At 59.4% G+C, this 21362-nt stretch carries 21 protein-coding genes; 9 read left to right on the top strand and 12 right to left on the bottom strand.

Annotated features, from left to right (window positions below; all coding sequences use genetic code 11):
- Positions 1-17 precede the first annotated feature (17 nt).
- The 8 genes from EGY12_RS06325 to EGY12_RS06290 form a co-directional block, all read right to left on the bottom strand.
- Positions 18-641, bottom strand: coding sequence for a LuxR family transcriptional regulator (locus EGY12_RS06325; protein WP_123892910.1), 624 nt, complete (start codon positions 639-641; stop codon positions 18-20).
- A 109-nt stretch (positions 642-750) separates the two neighbouring features.
- Positions 751-1290 (bottom strand): fimbrial protein, encoded by a 540-nt coding sequence (locus EGY12_RS06320; RefSeq protein ID WP_123892909.1) that lies wholly within the window; start codon positions 1288-1290, stop codon positions 751-753.
- An 18-nt stretch (positions 1291-1308) separates the two neighbouring features.
- On the bottom strand, positions 1309-2313 hold the full coding sequence (locus EGY12_RS06315) for a fimbrial protein (protein ID WP_123892908.1): 1005 nt from the start codon (positions 2311-2313) through the stop codon (positions 1309-1311).
- A gap of 14 nt (positions 2314-2327) precedes the next feature.
- Positions 2328-2939, bottom strand: a complete 612-nt coding sequence (locus EGY12_RS06310) for a fimbrial protein (protein WP_123892907.1) — start codon at positions 2937-2939, stop codon at positions 2328-2330.
- An 11-nt stretch (positions 2940-2950) separates the two neighbouring features.
- On the bottom strand, positions 2951-3697 hold the full coding sequence (locus EGY12_RS06305) for a molecular chaperone (RefSeq protein WP_038871480.1): 747 nt from the start codon (positions 3695-3697) through the stop codon (positions 2951-2953).
- 24 nt (positions 3698-3721) lie between these two features.
- Positions 3722-6223 (bottom strand): fimbria/pilus outer membrane usher protein, encoded by a 2502-nt coding sequence (locus EGY12_RS06300; RefSeq protein ID WP_172962903.1) that lies wholly within the window; start codon positions 6221-6223, stop codon positions 3722-3724.
- A 71-nt stretch (positions 6224-6294) separates the two neighbouring features.
- Positions 6295-6846 (bottom strand): fimbrial protein, encoded by a 552-nt coding sequence (locus EGY12_RS06295; RefSeq protein ID WP_123892905.1) that lies wholly within the window; start codon positions 6844-6846, stop codon positions 6295-6297.
- 91 nt (positions 6847-6937) lie between these two features.
- Entirely contained in the window at positions 6938-7468 is a 531-nt protein-coding gene (locus EGY12_RS06290) for a fimbrial protein (RefSeq protein WP_123892904.1), read from the bottom strand.
- 757 nt (positions 7469-8225) lie between these two features.
- On the opposite strand from EGY12_RS06290, the gene EGY12_RS06285 reads away from it, so the two are divergent.
- The 5 genes from EGY12_RS06285 to fetB all read left to right on the top strand — a co-directional run bounded on the left by EGY12_RS06285 (position 8226) and on the right by fetB (position 11726).
- The gene (locus EGY12_RS06285; protein WP_123892903.1) at positions 8226-8639 is read left to right on the top strand and encodes a hypothetical protein; all 414 of its coding nucleotides are present in this window, start codon (positions 8226-8228) and stop codon (positions 8637-8639) included.
- Positions 8640-8668: 29 nt separating this feature from the next.
- Entirely contained in the window at positions 8669-9772 is a 1104-nt protein-coding gene (locus EGY12_RS06280; RefSeq protein ID WP_253722943.1) for an FKBP-type peptidyl-prolyl cis-trans isomerase N-terminal domain-containing protein, read from the top strand.
- A 38-nt stretch (positions 9773-9810) separates the two neighbouring features.
- The gene (locus EGY12_RS06275) at positions 9811-10098 is read left to right on the top strand and encodes a FaeA/PapI family transcriptional regulator (protein ID WP_123892901.1); all 288 of its coding nucleotides are present in this window, start codon (positions 9811-9813) and stop codon (positions 10096-10098) included.
- Positions 10099-10288: 190 nt separating this feature from the next.
- On the top strand, positions 10289-10966 hold the full coding sequence (gene fetA, locus EGY12_RS06270; RefSeq protein ID WP_123892900.1) for an iron ABC transporter ATP-binding protein FetA: 678 nt from the start codon (positions 10289-10291) through the stop codon (positions 10964-10966).
- Positions 10953-11726 carry an iron export ABC transporter permease subunit FetB gene (gene fetB, locus EGY12_RS06265; protein WP_033645324.1) on the top strand — a complete coding sequence of 258 codons (774 nt, stop codon included), beginning with the start codon at positions 10953-10955 and terminating at the stop codon, positions 11724-11726. Before fetA ends, fetB begins: the two co-directional genes overlap by 14 nt.
- 36 nt (positions 11727-11762) lie before the next feature.
- On the opposite strand, the gene EGY12_RS06260 is transcribed toward fetB, so the two are convergent.
- Positions 11763-12599 carry a TIM barrel protein gene (locus EGY12_RS06260; protein WP_123892899.1) on the bottom strand — a complete coding sequence of 279 codons (837 nt, stop codon included), beginning with the start codon at positions 12597-12599 and terminating at the stop codon, positions 11763-11765.
- 32 nt (positions 12600-12631) lie between these two features.
- Positions 12632-14074, bottom strand: a complete 1443-nt coding sequence (locus EGY12_RS06255) for a sugar porter family MFS transporter (protein WP_049202853.1) — start codon at positions 14072-14074, stop codon at positions 12632-12634.
- A gap of 556 nt (positions 14075-14630) precedes the next feature.
- Here EGY12_RS06255 and EGY12_RS06250 point away from each other — a divergent pair.
- The 4 genes from EGY12_RS06250 to EGY12_RS06235 all read left to right on the top strand — a co-directional run bounded on the left by EGY12_RS06250 (position 14631) and on the right by EGY12_RS06235 (position 17832).
- Entirely contained in the window at positions 14631-16136 is a 1506-nt protein-coding gene (locus tag EGY12_RS06250; protein ID WP_123892898.1) for a CoA-acylating methylmalonate-semialdehyde dehydrogenase, read from the top strand.
- A 77-nt stretch (positions 16137-16213) separates the two neighbouring features.
- Positions 16214-17035 (top strand): 5-deoxy-glucuronate isomerase, encoded by an 822-nt coding sequence (iolB, locus tag EGY12_RS06245; RefSeq protein WP_123892897.1) that lies wholly within the window; start codon positions 16214-16216, stop codon positions 17033-17035.
- Between the two features lie 174 nt (positions 17036-17209).
- A complete protein-coding gene (locus EGY12_RS06240) occupies positions 17210-17479 on the top strand; it encodes a hypothetical protein (RefSeq protein WP_004930864.1) in 270 nt (89 codons plus the stop codon).
- 14 nt (positions 17480-17493) lie between these two features.
- Positions 17494-17832, top strand: a complete 339-nt coding sequence (locus tag EGY12_RS06235) for a type II toxin-antitoxin system RelE/ParE family toxin (RefSeq protein WP_123892896.1) — start codon at positions 17494-17496, stop codon at positions 17830-17832.
- Positions 17833-17873: 41 nt separating this feature from the next.
- Here EGY12_RS06235 and EGY12_RS06230 read toward each other — a convergent pair whose 3' ends face one another.
- Complete coding sequence (locus EGY12_RS06230; protein ID WP_004930856.1) at positions 17874-18710, bottom strand: MurR/RpiR family transcriptional regulator; 837 nt, start codon at positions 18708-18710, stop codon at positions 17874-17876.
- 203 nt (positions 18711-18913) lie between these two features.
- Positions 18914-20845: a 5-dehydro-2-deoxygluconokinase gene (gene iolC / locus EGY12_RS06225; protein ID WP_123892895.1), complete on the bottom strand. Its 1932-nt coding sequence runs from the start codon at positions 20843-20845 to the stop codon at positions 18914-18916.
- Positions 20846-21362 lie beyond the last annotated feature (517 nt).

Genomic DNA, 21362 nt, shown 5'->3' with positions numbered 1-21362 from the left:
CGCGAGCCTGTTGTCGTTCAGCTCAGCCCCCGTTGATTCAGCAGTACCTTATTCAACTCACTGTTTTTGCGCACGTTCAACTTGCGCATCGCCGAACGCTTGTGGGCGCTGATGGTTTTCTGGCTGCGCTGCAGCAGGCCGGCGATGCTGCAGGCGGACATGCCGCTGCTCATCAACCCCAGCACTTTTTTTTCGCAGTGGCTGAGTGCGGCGATGCGGCAGGACTGGCATTTCCACATGCCGGCGGTGTGTACCGCCATCCACGGATGTTGGATGAATTTTTCCAACGCCATCTGCAGCTTGAGGCGAATGGCATAGGCCGAATCGCGCCGATGAATGCTGAACAGCGGCGACAGGTTTTTCACCTGTTGCTGAGTCGTGTCGTCGAGGATCAGCAGGGTCAGCTGCCGCTGGCGCGGGATGCCGTAGGGGCTCTGATAGCAGCTGGCGCAGCCCCAGCGCTCTTCCGGCGTGCGGAACACGATTTCGATGTTATCCAGCGCCTGAAGCGCCAGCGGTGAGAACTGCGGATACAGACGCTGGCATTCGTTCAGGGAGTGCAGATAGTCCTGCATCAGCAGACGCAGCCCCTGCTGGTAGAAGTTATCGCTGTCGAACAGCGTGAAGCGAATATCTGGCATGGGTGACTCCTTAAAAGGCCGCAGCACCGCAGCGGAGCGAACGGTGACGGCCAATCGCCGGCGATGGTGCGCCGGTCGTTTTCCTGATTTCCCTGGGATGGTGCGGGGCTTATTGGTACGCCAGCACAAAATTGGCGACGGAAGTGAATTCGCCTTCGGTAATACTTTGGTTCTGAATCGCACTCGGCCGCCCCTGCACATAGGCGGTGAAATTCAGGCTGTTGGGGCCGTTTTGCAGCGTGACCGTACTGGTGGCCTTATTCAGGTCGATATCTGCACCCTGATGATCGAACAAGGCGATGGCGGCGCCATTCGCGCCGTTGTTGATCGCCAGTTTGCCCGGCAGCTCTCCGTCTTCGGTGCCGCTGAAGGTCACGCTGACGGATTTGAATACCGTGGTCTTGCAGTCGGTCAGCTTGATGCTGAACGGCACCGGCGTGGTGTGGCCGTAGCGGTACAGAGTTTTGACGATCACCGTCCCCATCTCCACCAACTGATCGGCGGACTGCGGCTCGATATTGCACGGGCGGCTCACCACGGTGCCGTGGAACTGCACCGGCGCGCCGATAAGCTCGGTGTTCGCCGTCGCCGGCATGACGGCAAACCACCAGGGCGCACAGCTCAGCAGCGCTAAAGCGCGTAGACGCATTTTTCGTTCCTCCCTCGATTACTGGAATGCCGCCACGATGGTGGCCGATGCGTTGAATTCCCCTTCGCCAATCTCTGCGCCGCCGTTGGCGAACGGTGCCGCCACCAGGTTCCAGGAACCGCCGTTGCCAATGTTCGGCACCGGATAAAATTCATTCGGGATGACCGGTTGGCCGTTGTGCGTCAGCCGGATGCCGAGATCGTTCTTGTCGGTTTTGAATACCTCGTTATTGAAAGAGGCCGCCGAGCCTGAGACCGCCAGTTTGATGTTCAGCGTGCCGTCCTCAAAGCTGCCGCCTTCGCATTGGAAGCGCACCGGAATGCTTTGCGGGTAGTTCGAACCGTTAAGATCGCTGCCGCCGATCTCGCCGAACTCCACGTTGATCAGCTGGCCTTCGTTCACCACACACTTATCCGGTACGTAGAGGATCGCGGATTGGATAAACACCTGCGCCATCGGGTTGGGCCCGAAACCGCCGTCGGTCGAGCCCAGGCGGCCGAACATCTCGATGATCTGCCGATCGTTAATCTCGACGCCGTTGATGATTTTTTTGCGCACCCGGAAGGTGATGCGGCCTTTGGAGCCGCTTTCATAGTTGTTGACCTGCACATAGGGCGGCGTACAGCTGTGATTGGGGTACTCGTTGGATTCGTTGTAAAAAGGCACGGTGACATAGGCCTTCTTATAGCCGGCGATCCACACCTCGGCTTTTAAATCCAGGAAGTCGTTCAGCTGCAAGAAGCCGTTGCCGTAACTGGATGGGGGGAGCGCCGAATCCGACTTGTAAAAGTGCGGGCTTTTGGGGATCGGCGTGTTGCAGTAAGCCTTGCCGGTATAGGTGCCGCCTAATGAATAGGGGAACACTTTGGTGAACCCTACCTGGTTGGTGATGTTGCTTTGATTCAGATCGATATAGAACGGTTTCGCCCCGCCGTCCGGCGTGACGTAGCCGTTGGCCCAGGCGGCGGGAGCCGCCAGCGCGATCGCCAGCGGCAGGCAAAGTTTGGTCAGTTGCATTTTCATCGCGTTCTCGAGCCTCACAGGTAAATCACCTGAATGTGCGCCACGGCGGCGAACCCGGCAGCCATCACTGCTCGCTGGGTGGATTCCACGCTGGCGCTGAACCAGAGGGTGTTGCTACCGGGTTGCAGAATGTAGGGGCGGCTGCGCTGGTTCAGTTCCAGCGCTTGGCCCTGCTGGTCTTGCAGCCGCAGGCCGATGCCTCGTACGCCGCCGTTCAGCTTCAGCAGCGACGGATTGTCGACGTCGCTTTCGCCGAGAAAGACCAGCGTAGCGGCCTGTTCACCCTGTAGGTAAAGGCGGCCGGCGTCGCCGTTACGTGGGCCGGCCGGGTTATCCGCCAGCGCGCGCGCGCCCAGCAGGCAGTTGCGGAACGAGAGGCGAAAACGCACCGGCGCGCTGCGATCGCCGGCGTTTCGGAAGTCGCGTGCGCTGACGTCGCCCAGATCGACGGCCTGCTCCCGGCTATCCGGCGTCAGGCTACAGGGGGAGCTGAGCAGGCCGCCGTGAAAACTGACGGTGCCGGTGGTGCCTTCGATCACGCCCAGCGGCGTTGCCGCCATCGCGCTGCCGCCGCACAGCAGGGCGCCGAGCAGCAGCGGGCGCAGTCGATCGGTGAATTCAGCCATGCTGGACCTCCTTATTTTTTCTCGGGCACGGCGGTGCAAACGCTGCCGTTGCAGGCGAAGCGCAGTTCGGGGTGGCCGCCGTAGTCGTTGATGTAGGTGATGACGAAGCTGTTCATGCCGGTGTCATGCAGCTTGAGGCTTTCGCTGGACTTCGGCTTCAGCATCAGCGGTTGGAAGCCGCCGATCGCGCCGCCGCCCTGTTTTTGCGTCTGCCGCGTCATGCCGGTCAGGGTGATGTAAAACGGCGTCGGGTTGTCGACGGTGACGGCGCCGCCGCTTTTACGGAATACCAGCTTTTCCTGCCACACTTCGCCCTTGGGCGCGACGATGGCCTTCGGCCGGTAGAACAGCTTGATCTGCGTTTGCAGTGCCAGCTGCATCACGTTGGTTTTGGTGCTTTTCGGCGGGATCTCGCGCAGGTTGAAGTAGAACACCGACTCGCGATCCTGCGGCAGGCGATCCGCCTCCGGCGTCTTGGTGATGCGCACCACGCTGCGTTCGCTCGGTTCCACGCGCTGCAACGGCGGCAGCACCACCAGCGGCGAGGTGATTTTCTGGTGCTGTTCGTTCTCCAGCCAGGACTGCGCCAGGAAAGGCAGCTCTTTGTTTTCGTTGACGATATTCAGGCTGATCGATTTAGCGTCGCTCACATAGACGGCGCGTGTGCGATCCAGCGATATCGCCGCGTCGGCGGTGGGCAGTACGGCGCTCAAGGCCAGGCCGGCGGCGGTCAGTAGCGTTATCGGGTGTTTGTTCATGTCATTATTTCTCAGCGTTACGGATTACAGGGTGGCGCACGGTAGCAGCAGCTGGTCCAGCGGCTTGGCGGCGCCCGGGATCACGATGCGGCAGCGGCGTTGGCCTTCCCAGGCGACATCCAGTTTTTCCTCCGGCTGCACGCCGGTCAGGTAGACCGAACCACCGTCGTTGACCACCGCGACCTCGCGGCCTTTCTCGCTCAGCACCGCAGCGCCGAACGGCGGCTCGCTGCCGTCCGCGAGGCGAATGGTGGCCAGCAGCTTGCTGCCTTTTACCACCTCGAAGTGGCGGTAGCCGATGGCGCCTTCGGTCAGCGTGCCTTGCACCACCGCGCGGGTGGCTTCAACGTCGTCCGCCAGTTTGTTGACGTCGATGCGGGTGTCGGTGTTGTAGTAGCTGGTGATGTCGGAAATCACCGCCAGCCCGAAGCGGTTGCTGTAGGCGCGGCCGTTGTTGATCGGCACGCCGGCGATGCCGTCGGTGTCGAGCATCATGCGGCTGCCGCCGTTGCTCGAGTTTTGGTGCGCCGCGATACCGTGCCGGGTGGCGGTGAGGCCGCCGCGGAACGAGCCGCCGATCGACGAATAGCTGTCCTGCTGGTAAGAGGCGCTGGCGTTCAGCGAGCCGAACGAGGCGTTGTGGGTGTAGTACCCGCGCGCCAGCGATTTGCCGGACTGATTAAAGCCGCCGCTGACCTGCCAGGTATTGTCCGGATCGCTGTAGTCGTTGTACGACGCGGTCTGCGTGACGTCGCCGTTGTTGGTTTGCAGCGCATAGCCGACGCGCCGGCGATCGCCGATCGGCACGGTGAAGTTGAGCATCACGCTGTCGTCGGTGCGGCCCTGGTAGTAGGTGCGGTAAGCCGACAGCGATGCAGTAATGTTGCTGATATCGCCGATGCTGAACAGCTTGCTGGTCGACAGCCCGTAACGGTCCTGGGTTCGCGCGTCCCAATAGGTCTGGTGCGAGTAGGTCAGATAGGCGGTGATCGCCTTGGCGCTGTCCTCCGCCATAAAGGTTTTGCTGGCGGTGATGGTGTACAGCTCTTTCTGGCGGCCATTGTAATTCTTGTCGTAGTCGCCGTAGCGCTCCTGCAGATACTGCGACATGTTCATGAATTTGCGCTGCGAGAAGCGGTAGCCGGCGAAGGTGATCTGGCTGTTCAGTTCGTCGAAGCGTTTGGCGTAGTTGAGCTTGAACGACATGCCGCTGGCGGTCGGTTCGCCGGGCAGACGGGCGATCGACTGGGTGACGTCCACCGACATGGCGCCTAACACGTTCAGATCGCGGCCGAGGCCGAGCGCCCAGGCGTTATAATCGCCACCGAGCAGCGCCCCGCCATACAGTGACCAGGCGTTGCTCAGGCCCCAGGAGAAGTCGCTGGCGGAAAACAGCGGCCCCTGGGTGCGGTGGTCGTAGGCAGAGGTTTTGCCCAGCGCCACGTTGTAGCGCACGTAGCCCGGCCGGGTCAGGTACGGAATGGTGGCGGTATCCACCTGGAAGGTCGAGACGGTGCCGTCCTGCTCTTCGACCTTGACGTCCAGTTTGCCGCGTACCGAGCTGTTGAGATCCTGGATGACGAACGGACCGGCGGGCACGGTGGTTTCGTACAGCGTGCGGCCTTCCTGCGAGACGGTGATCTTGGCGTTGCTTTTGGCGATGCCGCGCACTTCCGGCGCGTAACCCTGCAGATTGGGCGGCAGCATGCGCTCGTCGCTGGCCAGGTTGAGGCCGGTGAAGCGGTAAGCGTCGAACACCCCGGAATCCAGGTAGATCTCACCCAGCGTCAGCTTGGCGGCCTGCATCGGTAGTGCGCGGTAGGCGTAGATTTGGTTCCAGTCGAAACCGGTGCTGCGATCGCCGGCTTGCTGATTGTAATTGGCCTGGTAGTCCGCGCGCAGGCGCCAGGCTCCCAGGTTGGCGCCCAGCGTGCCGTAACTGCTCAGGTTCTGGGCGGTGTTGTTGTTGTGGCTTTGCTTGCCGAGCTGACCGCTCAGGTTGTAGTCCAGCAGCAGGCCGGGAATGCCATCATCCCACTGCTCGGGCGGCGTCCAGTCGGGATCGGAGTATTTCATCCACGCCTGCGGGATGGTGATCGCCAGCACGCCGCCACCGATGCGATCGGAGACGGTTGCCCCCTGGATCGCGCGAATGTCGGCGCACTGGTTGTCGTGCCACAGGGTGACTTTTTTGGCCGCTTCTTCTTTCAGCGCCATTTTTTCCACCAGGTCAGGCGGCAGGCACACTTGGCTGCCGCTCTTGTTATCCTGCGACGGGAAATACTGAATGCTGCGCTGAGGCAGCGTTTTCTGGTTGATCTTGATGTCCAGCAGATAAGCGCCGGGCATGACGTAGTCGGCGTCGGAAAAGCGCGAAAGATCCACTTTGCTGCGCTCGCCGATATCCAGGACGTCGGTATTGAATTCCGTGGCGGAAAATGCCGGACGCACCCAGAGGAAAGATAGAATGACGAGGAGAGGTAGGTGTTTCCGTGTCAGTAATGACGTCATAGCATAATCACTCATGGCAAGTCCGCGCCCAATAGCAGGTCATCCGTGCGACCTGAACTTGTAATGCTGTGCAGCGCCCGCCGGCGCTAGAGATAAGACAGGGTGAATTTGGCCAGAGAGCTGAAGCCGCCCGCTCGCGCCTTATCGGGATGCAGGCGCAACTGCGCGCCGAAGCGCAGCGTGTTGTCGCCGGCGACGATCTGGTAATCCGCCGTCGTGCTGCCGAGCGGGATCGGGGTACCGGCATCGGTCAACAGCTCGATAGCCACACCCTTCGCCTCGCCGTAAACGCCGAGCAGAGAGGGATCACGGCTGTCGGCGGTGCCGTCGAACGTGACGTTGGCCGCACGATAGACGAAGTCAGGCTTCACCTGGCTTGCCAGCTCGCAGTTCACCAGTTTTATCGTGAAATGGCGGCGGCTGCCGAGCAGCACCGATTGCCCGTCCTGTGAGGCGTCGGTCATGGAGATCAGGCCAAAATCGACGGTTTGGTCCAGGCTGTCGCTGGCGATGCCGCACGGCGTTTCGACGATGGTGCCGCCCAGGCTGACTTTGCCGTGGCCCTGATTTTTCGCTGCCGCCGCCGTGCTGCCTACGCTGAGCGCGATGAGCAACAGGCTGCAAAGGCGGATAGTCATACTGGCGTCTCCCTGTCTTTCCCTGTTCCCTTGCCGGTATCCTCGGCATGCAATAAAGCGGGGGATGCCCTGAGACATCCCCTATGGGGTATTACAGGTAAGCCAGGGTGAAGTTCGCCACGCTGGTGAAGTCGCCCGGTACCACGGCGGCAGAGGCGCTGCTGCCCTGCAGGTAAGCGGCGAATTTCAGCGAGTTGTCGCCGTTGTTCAGGCCCTGGCCGTCAGTCGCCGTACCCAGTTCCACTTCTTTGGAGTGCAGGTTGTCGTAAATCACGATGCCGGCGCCGGTCGCGGTGCCGCTCAGGGCCAGCAGTTTGCTGTTGACCGGATCAGGCGTGCCGGTAAAGGTCACTTCGACGTTTTTCATGGTGGAGATGGAGCAATCTTTCAGTTCGATGCTGAAAGGTTGCATGCTGGATTTGCCCTGGTTGGCCAGGATACGGCTGCTGATCTGGCCCATCGGCACGGTCTGATCAACGGATTCCGGTGCGACGCTGCATGGCGCATCGATAATTTCGCCGGTAAAGGTGACTTTACCGCTGCCCTGATTTGGTGCTGCATGCGCAACAGATGCGGAAGCGAAAGCAATCACGGTTGCCAGCATTAATTTATTCAGTTTCATTTCTCAGGTTCCTGTAGAGAGTTTTTAAATAAAAAGAACAGCACATCTAAATCCCCCGCGGCGGCGGCAACGCCATGTCACCGGTCGTGCGGTTGGAGCCAGATCCTTTTGCTCTGGGCAATACGCCAACATCCGTTATTTGTGAGAAATAACGAGATTTGGAAAATCAACAATGGATTTTCTGGTAAATAAAATACGGGTTTTAAGTGTGGCGTGTTGCTGGGAATATTCTTGCAAATAATAGTATTGCTTGGAAATAGATTTTATTAAATTAAGTCAAATTCAGAATATAAAACTAAAAGGAAAAAGAAATATATTTGCTTTAAAACCAATAGATCGTATACAAATATTATCCAGTATAAATCACTATATAAATAACGATATGCGAGATATTAGATCGGATGAAATAGGGTGGCACCTACAATTCACAATATTGTTTTGCTAATATCGCTCTTAGGCAGCAGATGCTGAATTTCCCGTTAGAAACAAAATATAAAACATAATTCATTGTTTTTATTGTTGTTTCATGGTTTTCTGTTCACGATTGATTGGGTTTCTTATTCGCGTTTAGCCTGCGTTTAGATCTAATTGGTTAACAATTAAATAACAATTTTACCGGTAGTGAATTATTCTATCGCATTGCGATATAGGGATTTTTCGCTACCTAACCTATTTTGATTAATCAAATTAAGGCATGTGCCGCTGCCGTTCGCCACATAATGATGACCTAAGTGACAATTAAAGGATTATAAACGGAATGATAACGATGATTAATGCTTGCGGCGGACGCCGCACGGTGGGTTTGGCTATATTTTTTCTGTCTTTTATGGCGTTGTCTGGCTGTGCGGGCGGTAGCAAGACAAAACTGAATTCTGTGAAAAAAATCTCACAGAACAATCCTAATGATAAATCCGATGAGCAACGCATCGCGCTTTGCCAACAACGAGTTAATTCGTTAAAGAATATTAATCCGCAAAGTTACCAGAAGCGCATAGCCTATTTTAACGGTCTGCTTTCCAATGCTTCCGGATATGCCGGGGTACGTGGGAACGTGGATGAGAGCACCCGTAAAGCGATTGATGCTCTTTATCAATATAAAACCGAGAAATTCTGCGCCGACGTCGAACATGAGCTGATGTCCGATCTGTCCAGCCGGGTTGAGAATCTGTAGCCATGAAGCGATGCGCGCAAGGATGGGCGATGGCTTTTTGGCTGTTGACGGCGAACGGGGCGGCTTGTGCCGCCGACGACGGCATTCCCGCCCTGTTGAAGTTTGCCGAACAGCGGCAGGCACCGCCGGCCGCGCTCAAGGAAGAAGCCGCGCGTAAACCGGCGCCCGCACCGGCCGCCAAACCGGCTGCCATCGTCGGGGCAGACAGCGTTCGTTTAACTTCACTGAAGCAGTCTTTGCAACGGCAGGCGGAGAAAATCCGTCAGTTGGAGCGCCAGTTAGCGGCGGCTCAGGCGGCACCGAAACGGGAGCGGGCCGTCGTCGATATTCGGCCTCTGGTCGATGCCCTGAAGGGATTGCGGCAGGCCGTTGCGCCGGTGCCTGAGGTGGGGGTATTGGCCGCTTCGCTAGCGCGGGCCGAACAGCGCAGCGCAAGGTTGGCGGCGCAGTTGACGCGGCAACAGCAACGGATAGACACCTTGCTGGCCGAGCGGCAGCAGGCGGCCGAGCCGCCCTTGCTGACTAGCGAGGCGGACAAACTGGCGTATGCCGCCGGCGTATCGCTCGGGCGCGACATTTTGCATCTGCAGCAGGAGAATCGGCGCGCTGGGCTGGAGGCGGATCGGCAGCTGTTGCTGGCGGGCATCGCCGATACCCTGGCCGGGCGGTTGCGGCTGGATGAAGCCGTTATCGACAGCGCTCTGCACACGGCGCAGCAGCGGCTGCAGCAAGCGCAACAGACGCAGGCTTCCCCTCTGGACGGCAAGGCCTATCTGGCCGATTTCGCCCGTCAGGAGGGGGTCAAGCAAGATGCGCTCGGTTTCTACTACCGAGTGGACTATGCCGGTAGCGGGGCGATCGGCGCCGACGATCGAGTGGATATCGTGGTGCGCGAAAGCCTGACCGACGGCCGGGTGGTCAAAGACATGGAACTGGCGGGGACGGTGATCTCGCAGCCGTTGACGCGCTACCCGCCGCTGTTTCGCGCCGCTATCGAAAAGCTGCAGCGCCACGGTTCGATCACGCTGGTGGTGCCGCCGGCGCTGGCGTACGGCAAGCAGGGCAGTCCGCCGACGATCCCTCCGGACGCCACGATGATTTATACCCTGCGCATCGCTGACGTGCAGTCATGAGCGGGGGAGCTCAGCAGTAACCACTCAGGAGGAATGCTATGGCCAAGGCGCCGAAAACGTTTGAAAGCAGAAAATCGCTGATGCTGAATGTGTTGCAAGGATTGTGCAGGGATCGTGTTGAAGGGTCTGGGGGGCATCATCCCCCGCCGGAGCAGTGGCCGAAGACGCGCGAACTGGCGGATAAATGCGGCGAAAATATTTATACCACCCGCACCCTGCTGCTGGCGCTGGAAAAGGAGGGTAAGGTGCATTGCACCCACCGCAGCATTAATAATTCTCTACGTTGGTACAGCTGCGACGAACAGGCAGTGCTAAAAAAAGAGTGATTCGACCTTGCCGGTCGCTTTTGACTATTCCTACAGCTAATCATTAATTAATCTTATCATTTGGCGGAGCATTTCGCTCCGCCGCTCCACCTTCTCGCGCCCTGTCCGCCGCACAGGCATTGCTAAGATGTTTTTTGCAGCCATATACTTATCGCTCAGACGGGAACAGGTGTAGGGAGCCGGCATCACAATGAAGGAAAAGAAAGACATACTGAGATTGGATGATATTCATTATCAAATAGACAACCAGGTGATCCTGGACTCCGTCTCTTTCACGCTGGGGGAAGGGGAATTTAAATTGATCACCGGCCCTTCCGGCTGCGGGAAAAGCACCTTACTGAAAATCATCTCTTCCTTAATGGATCCGACGAGCGGAAACCTCTATTTCGATGGCCGGGCGATCGCCGAGATATCGCCGGAGGAGTACCGCAAACAGGTCTCTTATTGCTTCCAGACGCCGGCACTGTTCGGCAATACGGTTTACGACAATCTGGCGCTGCCCTACCAGATCCGCCAACAGCCGCCGGCCGAGCGCAAAATGAAGGCCGATCTGGCACGTTTCGGGCTGCCGGAGGCAATGCTGACCAAAAGCATCAATGAGCTGTCCGGCGGGGAGAAGCAACGCGTATCCCTGATCCGCAACCTGCAGTTTATGCCGCGGGTGCTGTTGCTCGATGAGATCACCAGCGCGCTGGACGAGGAAAATAAGCGCAACGTCAACGAAATCGTTCATCAGCTGGTGGCGGAACACCGGCTGGCGGTGCTGTGGGTGACGCACGATACCGAAGAGATAGCGCACGCGGACGAGGTTATCACCCTGCGCGCACACGGCGCCGAGCAACAGGAGCAACAGCATGAATCAGCATAACATCACCAACGAATCCTTAGGCTTGTCGATGGTCCTGGTGGTGGTCGCCATCCTGATCAGCCACCGGGAAAAACTGGCGCTGGAAAAGGACATTATCTGGAGCATCTGCCGCGCAGTGGTGCAGCTGATCATCGTTGGCTACGTGCTGAAGTATATTTTCGATCTGGATAATGCGGTTCTCACCGTGTTGATGGTGCTGTTCATCTGCTTTAACGCGGCCTACAACGCCAAGAAACGCAGCAAGTACGTCGAACATGCGTTCGTGACGTCGTTTATTGCCATCACCACCGGCGCGGTGCTGACGCTGGCGGTGCTGGTATTGACCGGCTCCATCGAATTTACGCCGATGCAGGTGATCCCCATCTCCGGGATGATCGCCGGTAACGCCATGGTGGCGGTGGGATTGTGCTACACCAACCTCGGCCAGCGTTTCAAAAGCGAACAGCAGAAGATTCAGGAGATGCTCAGCCTGGGGGCGACGCCCAAGTTCGCTTCGGCGGCGTTGATCCGCGACAGCATCCGCGCTTCGCTGATCCCGACCGTGGACTCGGCGAAAACCGTCGGGCTGGTCAGCCTGCCGGGCATGATGTCCGGGCTGATCTTCGCCGGCATCGATCCGGTGAAAGCGATCAAATACCAGATTATGGTGACCTTCATGCTGCTTTCCACCGCCAGCCTGTCGACCATCATCGCCTGCTATCTGGCCTACCGTAAGTTTTACAATGAGCGCCACCAGCTGGTGGTCGGCAACCTGAAGTAACGCCATGAAAAACGGCCTCCGCGGAGGCCGTTTTTTTTACCCTTGCAGCAGGGCGATGCTCTGGCGGATTTCCCGTTCGATATCCGCCTCGCTCCAGCTTTCCAGCTGCGAAGAGAAGGGTTCGAAGGCATAGACGCCGGTGTAGCCCAGGCGTTCCAGGTTCTGCACCTGGCGGCGGCTCTCCAGCCGATCGCCTGCGCTCAGCATGATGCGCTCTTCGTCGCTCAGCGCGTCTTTATCCCTCCCGTCCTCCACGCCGGACAGATGCACCAGGCCGATCTGCGCCACCTGGATTTGCGCGTCGAAGTCGGCCTGCGCCACGCCGCTCAGATAGTGGTGGAAAGTATCGAGCACGATGCGGTACGGTGCGCCCGAATCGCCGATAAGCGCCTGGGTCAGCAGCGACGATCGCAGCGAGCTGATGCCGAATCCCAGCGGCTCGACGTACCCCTGCACGCCATAGCGGGCAAACAGCGGCGCCAGCAACCGCAACGCGGCGAGGGTGTCGTCCCGTTTTTGTTGCTCGCTGCGCTTGTCATCGGCGCTGCAGTGCGGGCACAGCACCAGCGCCCGGCTGTGGATGGCCTGTGCCTGCGCCAGCAGCGCTTCGGCGCGCTGCTGCAGCGCCGCCGGGTCGTCTACCCGATTGAACATGCCAAGGGCGTTGATCGTGACGATCTCGATGCCGTATTGCGCGGCGAGCGCGTTGAGCTGCGTGTCGCTCAGATCGTCTGTCACCTTGCCGCTGGGCATGTCGTTGCGCAGCTCAACCTTACTGAGCCCACAGCGTTTCACCAGGCGGAAAAAACTGTCCAGATCGAGATTCGGCGCGATCTTGCGGTTAATGCAGAAGCGGTTCAGCGCAATGGTCATGAGGCATTACTCCAGCGGTCAGGGGTGAGAGATCAGGATTTACCGTTTTCCAGCGGCAGCGGCTTGCCGTCGGGCAGGGGGTGACGGTGGCGTTTGGCCAGCACCACCTGCTCCATTTTTTCCAGCGAGACGCCTTTGGTTTCCGGAATGTAGCGGCCGATGAACCAGTAGCTGAACAGGCAGCAGGCGGCGAAGATCCACATCGGGAAGGCGCCGTGGAAATGAGAGAACAGGTAAGGGTGGTCGTTGATCATCGGGAACGACTGCGACACCGCGAAGTTGGCGACCCACATGCAGCCGACGGCGATGCTCATCCCCTGCGCGCGCATGCGGTTCGGGAAGATTTCCGACACCAGCACCCAGGCGCCGACGCCCCAGGACAGCGCATAAAACACCATGAAGAACAGCATGCCGAACAGCGCGAAATAGCCGGTGGCCTGGGTGTAGAGCGCATACGAGGTGAGCAGCAGGCCGGCGATGGCGCCCAGCGTGCCGTAGCGCATCAGCGGGATGCGGCCCATGCGATCCATCAGCATGGCGCCGATGACCGAACCGACCAGCTGCAGCACGCCGATCCAGATGGTTTGGAACAGCGCTTCCTGCGCGTTTTCGGTGACGGTTTTCAGCACCACCGGCGCGTAATACATCATCACGTTGACGCCGGTCACCTGCTGCAACATGGCGATCATGCAGCCGACGAACAGGATGAAACGTACCCGCACATCGCCGTAGTTCAGCTTCCGGTGCTGCTGCTGTTGATCCTGCTGCAGCGAGTCTTTGATTTCTTTCAGCAGATTCTGCGCGTGGGCGGCGTTGGAGACCTTGGTCAACATCGCCAGTGCCTGATCGTCGCGCCCCATCATTACGTTCCAGCGCGGGGATTCAGGAATGACGAATACCAGGATGCAGAACAGGATGCAGGGGATCACGCCTGAGGCGAACATCCAGCGCCAGCCCATTTCCACCAGCCAGGCTTCGCTGGCGAGGCTGGCGATTTTGAAGTTGACGTAGAAAATCACGATTTGGCCGAACACGATGGCGAACTGCTGCATGCTGAGCGCGCGCCCGCGCATGTCTTTCGGCGATACTTCCGACATGTACATCGGCGACACGGTGGCGGCAATGCCGACCGCCAGCCCGCCGATGATGCGGTAGATGACGAACCAGGTGAAGGTCGGGGCCAAGGCCGCGCCGACGGCGGACACGGTGAACAGCAGTGCCGCCAGCATCAGCGCCTTTTTACGGCCCCAGCGCGCCGCCAGCGGCCCGGCGGCGAAGGCGCCGACCACGCAGCCGATCACCACGTTGGAGACCGCCCAACCGGTTTCGGCCGGGCTGAGACTGAAATAGGTTTTCAACGCTTCGATCGCGCCGGAGATCACGGCGGTATCGTAGCCGAACAGAATGCCGCCCAAGGCGGCGATGCCGCAAATTCGCAATATGTAGCCGGTATTGTGCTTACGCTGATATGACATGTGTTGCTCCGATTTTTATCCTGGCTTCCGTCCGCACGGTTGGGGTGTCGGGGAGAGGGCGAGCGGAAGGGTGTGAACCGTGCCTGTCATCAAGGCGATGTCGTCGATAAATACTGGAACAAACAAGAACATTTATTTCATAATTAGTGAATAATGGAATATTGATTTTTAGATCCAGTTCAAAAAAAACCGTTGTGAGCGCTCCAGGCATCTTGGGCGCCCGGGGGCGGACGGTAACGGCGGCAGGGCAGGCACGGCGCGGATTTTATGTAGCAAAGTCAGTGTGCATTGCCCGCGATTTCTCCCCTGTCATCGCGCTTTGCTTGGCACGGTAATGAAAGCATCAACCCGATCGACACCGCAAAATTGCGACCTCACGCACTAAAAATAAATTTTCCAAAACAATTTATTTGAAACTTTTTTTTCAATGAAATAGAGTTTGCTGTATCCGGTCAGGATTTAGCCGGCTTGCCGACGGGGTTTGGCGAGCGGGACGATTAACGCCGCGCCACCTACGTGTGGTCAGGCGACAGCGGACTTGAAAAGAGGGCGTGACATGAAAACCGTGGGTAACTTTATTGGCGGGCAGGTGTGCCTGAGCAGCAGCAATCAAACCGTCGACGTGCATAACCCGGCCAGCGGGCAGGTTGAACGGCGCGTCACGCAGAGCACCGCCGCCGAAGTCAAACAGGCCATCGACGTGGCCCATCGGGCGTTTGCCGACTGGTCGCGCACCACGCCGCTGCGCCGCGCGCGCATCATGTTCAATTTCAAGGCGCTGCTGGAACAGCACCGCGACGAGCTGGCCGAACTTATCGTCAGCGAGCACGGCAAAGTGTATTCGGATGCGCTGGGTGAACTGACGCGCGGCATGGAAGTGGTCGAATTCGCCTGCGGCATCCCGCATTTGATCAAGGGCGAGTATTCACCGGACGTCGGCAGCGGCGTCGACAGCTTCTCGCTGATGCAGCCGCTGGGCGTGGTGGCGGGCATTACCCCGTTCAACTTCCCGGCGATGGTGCCGATGTGGATGTTCCCTATCGCGCTGGCCTGCGGCAACACCTTCATCCTCAAGCCGCCGGCGTTGGTGCCTTCCGCCTCGGTTCGCCTGGCGGAACTGCTGAAAGAAGCCGGCCTGCCGGACGGCGTGTTCAACGTGGTGCACTGCGCCAATGAAGACGCGGCGCAGCTGTGCACCGATCCGCGTATTCAGGCGGTGAGCTTCGTCGGCTCCTCCACCGTGGCGGAACATATCTACACCACCGCCAGCGCGCACGGCAAGCGGGTGCAGGCCTTCGGCGCGGCGAAGAACCAGGCGATCATCATGCCGGACGCCGATCTGGACGCCACGGTCAACGCGCTGATGGGCGGCGCATTCGGCTCCGCCGGCGAGCGCTGCATGGCGCTGCCGATCGCGGTGGTGGTCGGGGACGACACCGCCGATAAACTGATTGCCAAACTGAAGCCGCTGATTGCGCAGCTGCGCGTCGGGCCGGGCTTGCAGCAGGGCGGCGAAGAGAATGAAATGGGGCCGCTGGTGTCGTCCGCCCACCAGAAAAAGGTGCTGGGCTACATCGATCTGGGTGTGGAAGAAGGCGCGACCCTGGTGGCCGACGGCCGCAATTATCAGGTGCCGGGCTATCCTGAAGGCTATTACGTCGGGGGCACGCTGTTCGACCATGTGAAACCGAATATGCGCATCTATCGCGAAGAGATCTTCGGGCCGGTGCTGGGCATCGTGCGGGTGCCGGACTACCGCACTGCCATCGACACGGTCAACGGACACGAGTTCGGTAACGGCAGCGCTATCTTCACCGGCAGCGGCCACTATGCGCGCCAGTTCGTGCAAGAAGTGCAGGCCGGGATGGTTGGCGTCAACGTGCCGGTGCCGGTGCCGATGGCGTTCCACAGCTTCGGCGGCTGGAAACGCTCGGTATTCGGCGCGCTGAACGTGCACGGCACCGATGGCGTGCGCTTCTACACGCGCATGAAGACCGCCACCGCGCGCTGGCCGGCCGGGCAGCAGACGGTGTCCGAATTCAGCATGCCGACGCTGGGTTAAGCGATTTCAGAGTATGAGCGGGCCGTTGCTCCTGCGGGGCAGCGGCCTTTGCACGGGGAGTTAACAGGAGAATCGAGATGTCTTCACTGCTTGCCAAATGTCAGACGCCGAACGCCGAGGGGCGCATCCAGCACGTGACGCCGGAAAATGCCGGTTGGCGCTATGTCGGCTTTGACGTTTACCACCTGGCCGCCGGGCAGTCGCTGCAGCTTGAGTGCGGCGACAAGGAGCTGTGTCTGGTGTTGGTGGCCGGTATCGCCTCTGTCGCCACGCTGCGCGCCGAGTACCCGCATATCGGCAAGCGCATGAGCCCATTCGAGCGCACGCCGCCTTACGCGGTGTATGTGCCACACCACGATCGCATCGACGTGCGGGCAGAAACCGATCTGGAGCTGGCGGTGTGCAGCGCGCCCGGCAGCGGCCACCTGCCTTCACGGCTGATCACGCCGGCGGATATCGGCGTAGAGCGGCGCGGCAAGGGGCGTAACCAACGGTTGGTGCACAACATTCTGCCGGACAGCGAACCGGCCGACAGTCTGCTGGTGGTGGAGGTTTACACCGACGAGGGCAACACCAGCTCCTACCCAAGCCACAAGCACGATCGGGAAGATTCGCCGGACGAAACCTATCTCGAAGAGACGTACTATCACCGCATTCAGCCGGAGCAGGGGTTCTGCATGCAGCGCGTCTATACCGACGACCGCGCGCTCGACGAGTGCATGCCGGTCTACAATCGTGACGTGGTGAAAGTGCCGCGCGGTTACCACCCGGTGGCGACCCTGGCGGGCTACGACAATTATTATCTCAACGTGATGGCCGGGCCGGTGCGACAGTGGAAATTCACCTGGGAAAAAGACCACGCCTGGATTAACGGCGACGCCTATCCCGCCGCGCAATAAGCGCTTGAGGCCCGGCTTGCCGGGCCTTCTTTTTATCAGGGTATAAATTTGACCTAAATTTGCCCTCCATCTTGTTCAAATGATAACCTGTCCGCACGCGATCGCTCCCCGGCTGAGTGAATCCAAAGAACCGCTGTGATACAGCGTGATTGCCTATGCGCAGGAGGAAAAACCATGACGACTACCATGTCCCAAAAAGCGGCGCGAGAAGGATTAGGTTCGCCCGATCTGTTTGAAGGCGGGGTTTACGTCACAAAAAATGGTGTTGCTGAGCTGTTTGTGCAAACGGCGGCTGAGAGAGAGGCCGAAATTCGGGAACGCAATCTGGAGCGCCAGTCCAACGCGTTGCTGAAACTGACTATGATGGCGAAGCAAGAGATTAAGAATCAGCGCGGTCTGTCGCCCGAAGAAACGTTGCAGCGGCTGCGCGACGCGCGGAAATAGGCCCGAGGTGCAGGATGCCCAAGGAAATACGTTTTACCGTCGCGCCGGCGGCGGAATGGAGCCTGAAAGACATCGAGTCTTACAAGAGCGGAACGATAGGGGCCGCCGCAGCCGGGGTGTTCGTGGACAATCTGTTGTTATCGTCCCTTGCGGCAATTGCCGACGATCCTGCCCGCTACCGCTTCAACGCCGTGCTGGCGGGCATGGGGGTACGGTTGCACGAGCGATTGGATCCCGATAGCGAATACCGCGTTGTCTATGACTACGACGGCCAGACGGTGGAGATTCTGCTTTTCATCAGCATGAAACAGGATCTGGAAAGCGCGCTCTACCGCTATTTGTTGTTGCAATAATCCCGCCGCGCCCGAGCTTACCGGGCGCGTTCACACCAGCCTTACTCGTCCCGGGCGTTATTCAGCGCCAGCGAGACCGCCAGCGTCTGCGCCAGGCACATTGAGGCCACCTGCGAGCGGAACCCATCCACCTGCGCTTCGCGCACCACGAAACAGACGTCGCTGAAGGCGGCCAGCGGGCTGACCTGGCTGTCGGTGATGGCGATCTGTTGCGCGCCGCGCTTGGCGCCCAATTCCACCAGTTCCACCGCCTCGCGGGCGTACGGCGAATAGCTGATGGCGATCACCACGTCCTTCGGTTTCACCATGCTCAGCTGTTCGGTGAACATGCCGCCCAGCCCGTCGATCAGAAACGCGCGGCGCTCCAGATGGCGCAGCGCATAGGTGAGATAAGAGGCGACGCTGAACGAACGGCGCAGGCCGATCACGTAGATGTTTTCGGCGTTGTTGAGCAGCTCGACGGCGCGATCCAGCTGCTCGGGGGCGATCTGCATCGCCAGCTGCTGCAGCGCCTGCGCGTTGACCATGGTGAATACGTTGAGAATTTCCGCCGGTTTCTCCGGCGCGACGTTGTCGTCGGTGGAGGTTTGGCGGAACAGGCGCGCGCGTTCGGTATAGTTCACCGTTTCTTCCATCAGATGCTGACGGAACACCTGCTTCATTTCGTTGAAGCCGCTGAAGCCGAAGGCGTTGGCGAAACGGATCAGGGTGGAGGGGGGGACGCTGGCCTGTGCGGCGATGGAGGCAACGGTATCGAAAGCGATGCTGTTACTGTTATCCAAAATATAGCGCGCCACCTGCTTCAAACGCTTGCTCAGCGTTTCATAACGGTGGCGAATCTCGTCCTGTAACAGCGAAAGTTGAGTTGGGTTGTTCATCCATTCGGCTCGCAGTGGGGTGGAGGCGCATTGGCCTGACGCCTGAAATATTGACAGGGTATTTTAACAGACGGAGCGGAAATTTCATTTCCTCAAAAAGCGATTTATTCGATCGCACGGTGCGCGACTTCACAGAAAATGGGCAAAAAAATCCCCTTAAAGCGGCGAAATGGCCTTAAGGGGACGTGAACTCGCTTTCGCTGTCAGTGCGCGCCGCTCGCCCGCGGACGGTACTGGCGCCAGAAACCGATCAGCGTCAGGTATTTTTGTTTTACCTGTTCGATCAGGGCCGCGTCGTCGAGCTCACCTTGCAGCCAGCGGCGCGAAGGTTGGCCGAAGATGGTGCGGCCGACGGCGAAGCCCTTCACCCAGTGCGCATCCGCGGCGGCGGCAAAGCCCGCCTTCAGCACCGCTTCCGGGGAGTCGAGGCCCAGGATCAGCACACCGCGGCAGAAGGGATCGTAGGTGTCGATCAGCGCGCCGACCCGCTGCCAGTTTTCCGCGCTCAGCGGCGGCAGTTTCCACCAGTCCGGCTGAATGCCCAGCTGGTAGAAGTGTTCAATCATCTCCAGGTAATGGCGTTCGTCCTTGTCGGGGTTGCTGTCCGGCAGGATCACTTCCAGCAGCAGCTCGTGGCCGGATTTGCAGCAGCCGCGGTAGACGTCGGCGATCAGCTCATCCTGCTCGCGGCGCAGTTCCGCCGCGTCGTGCGGGTGATAAAACACCAGGCACTTCACCACGTGCTCCTGCGGCCAGTCGATCAATTGCGAGCCGATATTGCCGTGCTCCAGGCGCAGCGGACGCGAGCTGGGCAGTTCTACCGGCCGGCCGATCCACCATCCCTGGCCGGTTATCTCGTTCAGCGCCGCCTGTCCGTAGGTGGTATCGGCCAGAATGCCGCTGTTGCCGTTGAGGCCGGCCTCTGCAGCAGCCTGTTGCGCCGCAGCCAACAGCAGGGTTTTCAGGCGTGGAATGCGCTCTTCGCCGACGCCGGCTTCGCGCGCCATATCCGCCAACTGCTTGCGGTGATCGAAGGCGAACACGCACAGTTCCGGCCACTGCTGTTTGCGGGTGGTGACCCGATGCAGGTGGTTCAGACGCGCGTCGCGGTCCGGGCGCGTGACCTGCCGTTCGCGCAGCAGGTAGTCGTCCAGCTCCCGCTTGGTCGGCATCGCCGGCGCGCAGCCGTGGCGCGAGACCACCAATGCGCCGCAGGCGTTGGCGTAGCGGCAGGCCTGATCCCAGCCCTCATCGTTCAGGTAGCCGCGCAGCAGGCCGGACATAAAGGCGTCGCCGGCCCCCAGCACGTTCAGCACTTCAACCCGTACGCCGGCGTGCAGCTTCACCTGCGCCCAATCGTCGGCGATTTCGCTTTCGAATACTGAGCAACCCTGCGCGCCGCGCTTGCACACCAGCGTGGCCGCCGTGGCCCGGCGCACGTTTTTCAGCGCCGTCAGCGTGTCGGTGCTGCCGCCGGCGATATGAAACTCCTCTTCGGTGCCGACGATCAGATCGAAATGGTGCAGCACCTCCTGCAGCTCGCGGGTCACCTGATCCGACTCCACAAAGCGGGTTTCGCCGTCGCCCAGCGACGTCAGCCCCCACAGCACCGGGCGGTAATCGATGTCCAGCGCGGTACGCAAGCCGTGGCGGCGCGCGTATTCCAGCGCTTTCAGCACCGCGGCGCGGGTGTTCGGGTGGGACAGGTGCGTGCCGGTGATGGCCAGCGCGCGCGAGGAGGCGATGTAGGTCTCGTCAATGTCGTCCGGCGTCAGCGCCATGTCCGCGCAGTTTTCGCGGTAGAAGATCAGCGGGAAGGTTTCCTGATCCTTGATACCGAGGATCACCAGGCCGGTTAATCGTTGTTTGTCGGTGATGAGGCAGCGGGTATCGGCTCCGACGCGCTGCAGCTCTTCACGCAGAAAGCGGCCCATGTGCTCGTCGCCGACCCGCGCCAGCATGCCGGATTTTAACCCCTGGATGGCGGTGCCGTAGGCCACGTTGCCGGAGGAGCCGCCGAGGTATTTGGCGAATGTGCCGGCGTCTTCCAGACGCGCGCCGATCTGCTGAGCATAGAAATCGACGGCGATGCGCCCGAGACAAATGACATCAAGCTGTTTTTCTTGTGTAGCCATACCCGTTTCCTTCTGTTTAAGCAAAACTCCGGCGGCGGCCCGAGCGTGGCGCCCTGCAGGAAGCATGTTGACAGTATGGGGAATGAAAATTTCAATTTCAATATGAAATGAAATTTACACCCCAAAAATGTGATGCGTTTAAAACATCGACAGGGGGAGGGAAAAGCCGCTGAAACGGCCACGGAAGGGCAGCCAGGCGCGGGCAGAAAAGGAGAGCGAGGGCAGGATAAAAGGCTGTCATCCTGTGTACTGACGGCGTTCATCTGCCATTGCGCGGCGCGAAGTCAGTGAAGGCTGAACCACGAGATGAAACGGGCTTTTCATGTAATATGCGATCTTTATCGCAAAATGAAATGTTTCTTCTGTAATGTGATTTTATGAAAAATATATTTGTTTATAATCGCTTCACGTTTCAGGTTGTCGACTTCGTGAGCAGCGGGCATCGCCTGCTCAAGATAATAGCTGCCGCCGCGTAACACAAACACGGGATTGTCGGCTCGGCGCGAGCCCTTTCCGG

Source organism: Serratia sp. FDAARGOS_506 (genome assembly GCF_003812745.1).
GTDB lineage: Bacteria > Pseudomonadota > Gammaproteobacteria > Enterobacterales > Enterobacteriaceae > Serratia.
Note: the sequence above shows the minus strand (reverse complement) of the source record. Positions and strands in the feature narration are given on the sequence as shown.